The organism is Salinisphaera hydrothermalis C41B8 (assembly GCF_000732535.1).
Lineage (GTDB): Bacteria > Pseudomonadota > Gammaproteobacteria > Nevskiales > Salinisphaeraceae > Salinisphaera > Salinisphaera hydrothermalis.
Window position 1 is genome coordinate 1 of sequence record NZ_APNK01000073.1, and the last position, 3232, is coordinate 3232.

Genomic DNA, 3232 nt, shown 5'->3' on the forward strand with positions numbered 1-3232 from the left:
ATTCCAGCCGGATACGCCGCCTAATTCAAACTCCCGCGTACACCACTTTCGAGCATATCTCAGGCTAAAGAAATCAATGCATTAGCGGCTTCTTATCGACAGACTTTATTGTTGGTTTTCAACTTTGAAAACCGACAATAAAGTCCGTCCATTAACAATACAGACCGTCGCAATGTTGCCTCTAACTCTAGGATTTTAAAAGGGGGCGATAATGTCGACAAATTTGTGGTAGTCCGTTGCAAAAATTTTTCTGTACTAACTCTGCAATGATGGCTTGGCTACCACCTCAGTTAGTAGTCGCATAGTTACAGCAGCCCAAGGCGCTGCATCGCAGTCGCCTCAGCGAGAAGAGCCAAGCGCGGATTAAAGATGACCGCCTGCTTCTGCTTCCGGCCAGAAGTGGACCTACTGGTCGAACAATTTTCGAGCTGGCCAGAAATTAAATTGACAGCCGAGCGGCATCTAAAAAGTGGGCTTGCAGCTAGAGCTTGTGCCTCGTACTGCTGGCCAGCCTTCTCACACATTGAGCGGTACTGACCGCCCAAGAACCATTGCTCATTTAGACTATCCCTTCGGAATTCATGGCTAGCTTAAACGTTGAACGGTCCCCTAGGCCGTTTAGGTAAGCTTTCAGCTTAGGATATGGTGAGAGCGATATTCTAAATAGATCAGACCATCTTGAGATGGTGTAGAGATAGATGTCTGCAAGGGTGAACATCTCTCCTAGAAGGTAGGCATTGGCTTCCAAGTGGCCGTTAATGAAGGAGAAGCGCTCACAGATTTTCTGCGTCGCAACGCGTTGAGCTTCGGATCCATACTCCGGATGAAAAAGCCATGGGCTAAACATCTTGTGCAGCTCAGTGCTGATGAAGGTCAGCCATCCTTGGAGCCGGAAATATTGGAGATCATCTTGCGACGGAACTAGCTGCTGAGACGCTACCGAATTCACCATATATTGCATGATGGCGACGCCTTCGGTTAGCAGCTCGCCGTTCTCCAGTTCAAGTGCTGGCACATAGCCCTTGGGATTGATTTGGAGGTAGTCCGCTTCGGTCTCTGTTACGTGCTTCTTGATATCGACCTTCTCTGAGTCGAGTTCAATATCAAGCTCGTGCGCCACAATGCGGGGAGCGAGCGAGCACGTACCCGTTGCGTAGTAAAGTTTCATCATGAGCTCCTTTGCTATGGACTGAGTTGGAAGCTTCGGAAGGGCGCGGTTCTGTCGTCCTAGAGCAACAACGTCCGCAGGTCCGACAGCTTCTCGCTGATGAACCCCGTGATCCGCGCCGCCTTGGCCCCGTCGATCACACGGTGGTCGTAGGAGAACGACAGCGGCAGCAGCAGACGCGGCTCGAACTCGGAACCGTTCCAGACCGGCTGCCAGCTATGCTTGGACACGCCCAGGATGCCGACTTCCGGCGAGTTGACGATCGGCGTGAACGCCGTGCCGCCAACCCCACCCAGGCTGGAGATCGAGAAGCAGGCGCCTTTCATGTCGTCGCCCTTGATCTTGCCTTCGCGGGCGCGGCCGGAGACATCTACCAGATCGCGGGCGATCTGGTAGATGCCTTTCTTGTCGACGTCCTTGATGACCGGCATGAGCAGGCCGTTGGGGGTATCGACCGCCACGGCGATGTTGACGTACTTCTTGTGCACCAGATGCTCGCCGTCCGCGGTGAGCGAACTGTTGAGATCCGGGAACTTCTTGAGCGCGGCCGCCGAGGCTTTCAGCAGGAAGGCGAGCGGCGTGAGCTTGACGCCGTCGGCCTTGGCCTTTTCCTTGTTGGCCTGGCGGAAGGCTTCCATTTCGGTGATGTCGGCATTGTCGAACTGGGTGACATGCGGGATGAGCAGCCAGTTCTTGTGCACCGCCTTGGCCGAGATCTTGCGGATGCGCGGTAGCTCAGTGACTTCGACTTCGCCGAACTGGCTGAAGTCGATGTCCGGCTGGGCGGGCACGCCACCACCGCCGGCGGGTGCGGCCGTACCGGCGCCCTTGCCGCTCTGGACCTGATCCAGCGCACCCTTCACATAGGACTGGACGTCCTCGAAGGTGATGCGGCCCTTGTGGCCGGAGCCCTTGACGTTGCCGAGATCCGCGCCAAGCTCGCGGGCGTACTTGCGCACGCTCGGCGAGGCGTGGGCCTTGCCGAAACGCTCTTCGTCGACCGACTTGAGCTTGGACGGATCGCCGCCGCTGACGTCGGCCTCGACCGGCTTGTCGTCCTGCGAGGCGGTGCCGGGTTCCGGCTTCTTGTCGCCGCCGCTTGACTTGGACCCGCCGGCCGACTGGAGCAGGGCGATGACATCGCCTTCCGAGACAGTGCTGCCTTCGGAGACCTTCAGTTCGCTGATCGTGCCCGCTTCGGTCGAGGGGACTTCGAGGGTCGCCTTGTCTGATTCCAGCGTGATCAGCGGCTGTTCCTTCTCGACTTCGTCGCCTTCGGAAACCAGCACTTCGATGACTTCGACCGAATCGAAATCGCCGATGTCGGGGACCTTGACCTCGACGGTCTCGCCGCCGCCCGACTGTTCGTCGCCGGAGGCCTGTTCGGTTGCTTCCGAGGATTCGTCCTCGGAGGCATCGTCGCCCGACTCCTGGGCCTGCTCGTCGCCATCATCCTGCGACTCGTCGCCACCGGATTCCTCGCCGGCTTCGATCATGGCGATCACATCGCCTTCGGAGACGGTACTGCCTTCGGAGACCTTGAGTTCGGTGATCTTGCCGGCCACGGTCGACGGCACTTCGAGTGTCGCCTTGTCGGACTCCAGCGTGATCAGCGGTTGTTCTTGTTCGACCGTATCGCCCTCGGAGACCAGCACTTCGATGACTTCGACCGAGTCGAAATCGCCGATATCCGGGACCTTGATTTCCTGCGCCGACATTAAAACCTCAATCAATGAATTACGATATTTGGATCTCGTAAAAACTACGGTCGTGCATATCGGCGTCGTTAGACCGTCACCGGATCTGGTTTGTCGGGGCTGATGCCGTACTTGTGAATCGCCTCGGAGACTTTCTCGCGCGGTATCTCGCCTTGATCCGCCAGTGCCTTAAGTGCTGTGACCGTGACCCAGCGTCGGTCGACCTCAAAGAAGTCGCGTAGCGCCGGCCGAGTGTCGGACCGGCCAAAGCCGTCGGTGCCGAGTGTGTAATACGGCAGCGGTATGAACTGGCCCCTGATTTCTGGACAGTGCGATAAGTGGCAAGCTGCTTCGCAAGAGCCATCGG

General features: G+C 57.3%; 3 protein-coding genes. All 3 read right to left on the reverse strand.

What is annotated here, in order from left to right:
• Positions 1-559: 559 nt before the first annotated feature.
• Positions 560-1168, reverse strand: a complete 609-nt coding sequence (locus tag C41B8_RS19070; RefSeq protein ID WP_037341967.1) for a glutathione binding-like protein — start codon at positions 1166-1168, stop codon at positions 560-562.
• Between the two features lie 59 nt (positions 1169-1227).
• The gene (aceF, locus tag C41B8_RS19075; RefSeq protein ID WP_037341965.1) at positions 1228-2886 is read right to left on the reverse strand and encodes a dihydrolipoyllysine-residue acetyltransferase; all 1659 of its coding nucleotides are present in this window, start codon (positions 2884-2886) and stop codon (positions 1228-1230) included.
• A gap of 68 nt (positions 2887-2954) precedes the next feature.
• A partial coding sequence (locus C41B8_RS20985; RefSeq protein WP_232226130.1) for a hypothetical protein occupies positions 2955-3232 on the reverse strand: 278 nt, incomplete at its 5' end.

Excerpts from the sequence above, each read along its gene's own strand:
- C41B8_RS19070 (WP_037341967.1), bottom strand. The coding sequence starts at position 1,168 with ATGAAACTTTACTACGCAACGGGTACGTGCTCGCTCGCTCCCCGCATT.
- aceF (WP_037341965.1), bottom strand. The coding sequence starts at position 2,886 with ATGTCGGCGCAGGAAATCAAGGTCCCGGATATCGGCGATTTCGACTCG.